Source organism: uncultured Rikenella sp., from assembly GCF_947628055.1.
Lineage (GTDB): Bacteria > Bacteroidota > Bacteroidia > Bacteroidales > Rikenellaceae > Rikenella.
This window is the reverse complement of sequence record NZ_CANQYJ010000163.1, coordinates 1-3,181: the sequence shown is the minus strand read 5'-3', so window position 1 is coordinate 3,181 and position 3,181 is coordinate 1. Positions and strand designations below refer to the sequence as shown.

General features: G+C 61.5%; 2 protein-coding genes and 1 pseudogene. All 3 read right to left on the bottom strand.

Annotated elements, in window-relative coordinates:
• Window positions 1-520, bottom strand: a 520-nt coding sequence (locus Q0Z93_RS10025; RefSeq protein WP_298065138.1) for a DUF2264 domain-containing protein, incomplete at its 3' end; no start/stop codon positions are given.
• Window positions 517-2,763, bottom strand: a complete 2,247-nt coding sequence (locus Q0Z93_RS10020) for an alpha-N-acetylglucosaminidase (RefSeq protein WP_298065135.1) — start codon at window positions 2,761-2,763, stop codon at window positions 517-519. The genes Q0Z93_RS10020 and Q0Z93_RS10025, both read right to left, overlap by 4 nt.
• Before the next feature lie 26 nt (window positions 2,764-2,789).
• Window positions 2,790-3,181 (bottom strand): annotated as a pseudogene (locus tag Q0Z93_RS10015) (hypothetical protein); the annotation flags it as partial.

Here is a 3,181-nt window from a genome sequence, read left to right as displayed (position 1 = left end):
CACGGTCCAATCCGCCCCACAGGTTTTTCGGCGCCCGCATCAACCCCTGCGCCAGATGCGCCGCATCGACCAGCGCCTGATAGCCCACCGCAAAACTGATGTAGTCCGCCGAAGCGGTATCCATCGCGTTGCGCAGCCCTTTAATGGAGAGGTCGAGCAACTCCTTGCGCATCCGCCCTTCGCGGGTCGCGGTGTCCACGGGCAGTTCCAACCACGGCGCGATGCCGCAAATCGTCCGCCCCAGCGCCTCCAAATAGGCATACTTCGTCCGGTCGCCATACGCCCCGTACTCCGGATGCGACGGCCCGCGCTGCTCGACCGGCATATTCCGGTGCAGCGTCCCCGCCGCTAAATTCGACAGCACCGGATGGGCGATCCGGTAAGCCGTCTCGGCCCATACCTCGCGATCCGTCTTCGGCTCGACGGACAGTTTTTTCCGGGCCGCCGAAGCCACTTGGGGCGCAAAACCGCCCAGCACAAGCAAGGTCGCGATCAACGCGACGATCATCGTTTTTTTCATCGGTAATATTCTTTAGCCAATTCGCTGTACTTGTCAAACATTTTTCGGGCCGTTTCGATCTCGTCTCCGCGCGGCGTCGGGTCGATGTCCGTTTTCGGGGTCGCCACAAAGGCGATCTCCCAATCCGCCAGCCGGTCGTAGAACGCATTGCCCCGGAAGGCCTCGCGACCGTTGCTCATTTTCGCCCCCGCCTCGGAGTAAGGCTCCCCGGCAGCCAGCGACGCGTCGAGCATGTCGTAGAACATCTTCCACCGACCGTAATAGTACCGCCGGATCAGCCCCGCCCATTCGCGCCACGAGTAGTCGAACTGCTGGCACATGTAGCCCGGCGTGAAGCCCCAGTAGGTCACCAATGCCGTCGCGTCGCGCTCCAACAGATCCTTTTCCTCCGGGGTCGTCCCCCAGCGCCGGGCATCCGCCACCCAACGGTCGAAATTCCACTCCGTGCGGGTCGCCAGCAGCGTATCCGCATCCAATAATAAATCGAGGAACCGCTTGCTATGCCGTTTGAAACCCTCGCGGTCGCCCGCCTTGTAAGCCACCGCAGCCGCTTTGTGGATCTCCTGCCCCAGATTCGACAGGATTTGCCGCTGCACGTCCACCACGTCGAACCGGTAGAGTTTCGAGCCACCCAGCACCGCGGAATCTTGCAACAGGAGCCGCTCCGCCTCGTAGAGCGACAGCGGATCATACGGAATATGGAATCCCGCATTCGGCCCCGACTTCTTGACCTCGATCGCCGGCCGCGCCGCGATGATCGAGCTGCTCTCCACTCCGTTCGTACCCCGTCCGTAAGGCCCTTTCAACAGAATGGCCCACGCCTGCTTCGCCGCCTCCGAGTTGTCCCCGTAAGCCCGCTCGGTATAAGCATCGATCCACTCCTCCGGCCGAATCGAATCCCGGTGCATCGGCATCTCGAACGCCATCGCATAGTAGACCGGATTCTGGACGATCGACTCCATGAAAAGACCCGACCCGACCGCATTCGGCGCCGTCCGCCGGGCCGTCCGGTATTGATTGGAAGCCAGCAAAGCCAGGTCGCCGTGCAGGTTGATCCGTCCGCCGAAGTTGTGCAGATTGCCCGCCACGAACGGATAGTCCCAGAAGTTCTTTTTGCCCGGATAGGTCGAACCGTTCAAGTCCAGCACCACCAACCGCTCTTTCGGGAACTGCCGGACGATCGGCTCGCGGATGCTCCACGCCTGCATCGCCACGATCCCCGCCGGGTCGAAATCATGGATAAGTCCGCTGATTTTGCGCCCTACAGCCCCGAGGTATTCCGGTGTGTTCACCGGCGGCGCACTTTCGTGGAACGGATCGGCGGCATAGATGCCGTACGAGCCGAACAGCGAATCCTGCATCCGCATAAAGACATGCCCCATGCGGTCGAACAGGGGGTCGAGCGGATCGAGCTGCGACACCCCCTCGAACCCATACCACTCCGGCTGCTGCTGGATATGGGCCTCCGGATACTTCGCCGCCAGCCGTTTCGGCACATAGCCCGTAAAACCCTGCTGGATCGGGTACATCCCCAGCTCCAACTCGCGGGCGAAAATCCGGCGGGCCAGCTTCGCATGGCTGTCGATCCAGCTCTTGGGCAGCGGCCCGCCGAAGCTCTCGATGTTGGGCATCCACTGCCACGCCTGATGAGCCGGCGCCACGAGGAACGACCGCGCCTCGAGGTCGGTGAACCCCATCCGCAGCAGCGTCTCGTACCACACCGCGTCCAGCCCGATGGGTTGCAGCGGCATATTGATCCCGTTCATCGCCATGAAGTCGATCTCGCGCTGCCACCGCTCCCAGTCCCACCACGGAGCCGTGTACGACAAGGTGCAGTAGTTGAAATAGGCCCGGTATTTCCCGTTGATATTGCGCCGTTCCTTGACTGTCGGCAGCGGCAATCGCTTCGGCAGCTTCAACTGGTCGCCGAACCACGACAACTGCGCCCCGCAGGTGTATTTCAGGTACCAGTGGAACGCCGAGGCCAGTGCCACGGGATTGTTCCCCCGCAGCACCACTTTCCCTTTTCGGGAATCGACCTCGAAAACATCTTCGCCGCTCTGCGGATCGGCCGGAATGATCTCCAGCACGTACTGTTTTTCATAGCCCGGCGTTACGCGGCCGATCAGCTCGCGCGCCGCCTTGATCATCCCCCGGTCGCTCGATGTTGTCGCTTTTCCGGCAGCCCTGACAGTGGCACTGAACAGGCAGAGAAACGAGAAGAACAGGATTTTCCGAATCATTGTGTGAGTTTAGGTGTTAGTAGTCGCTATTGTTGCACGAAAGTCACGCGCAGCGTATCTTTCGGTTTGGGATTCTTTACCTTTAGCGTGATGCGGGTCAGCCGTTCGCCCCAGATTTTCGACAGCCGCGGGTCGGTCAGCTCTACAGGAGCCGCCGAGACCTCATACTTCGCCGCATCGTCCGGCAAGAGGTGCAGCATGCGACCGCCGGCGGCTATCTCGATCGTCCGGCCGATCCGCACCGCGCCGCAGGTCAGAAAATTCAACTCCACCGCCCCTTCGACCTCTGCGAGGTCGTACCGATCGGTCAGCGTGACGGTATTTTTGCGCCGGTCGAACCGATAATCCCGCACCCAGCTGCGGCATGCCGCCTCCGCCGGATAAGCCCCCGCCAAATCCAACGAAAAATCCATCGTCC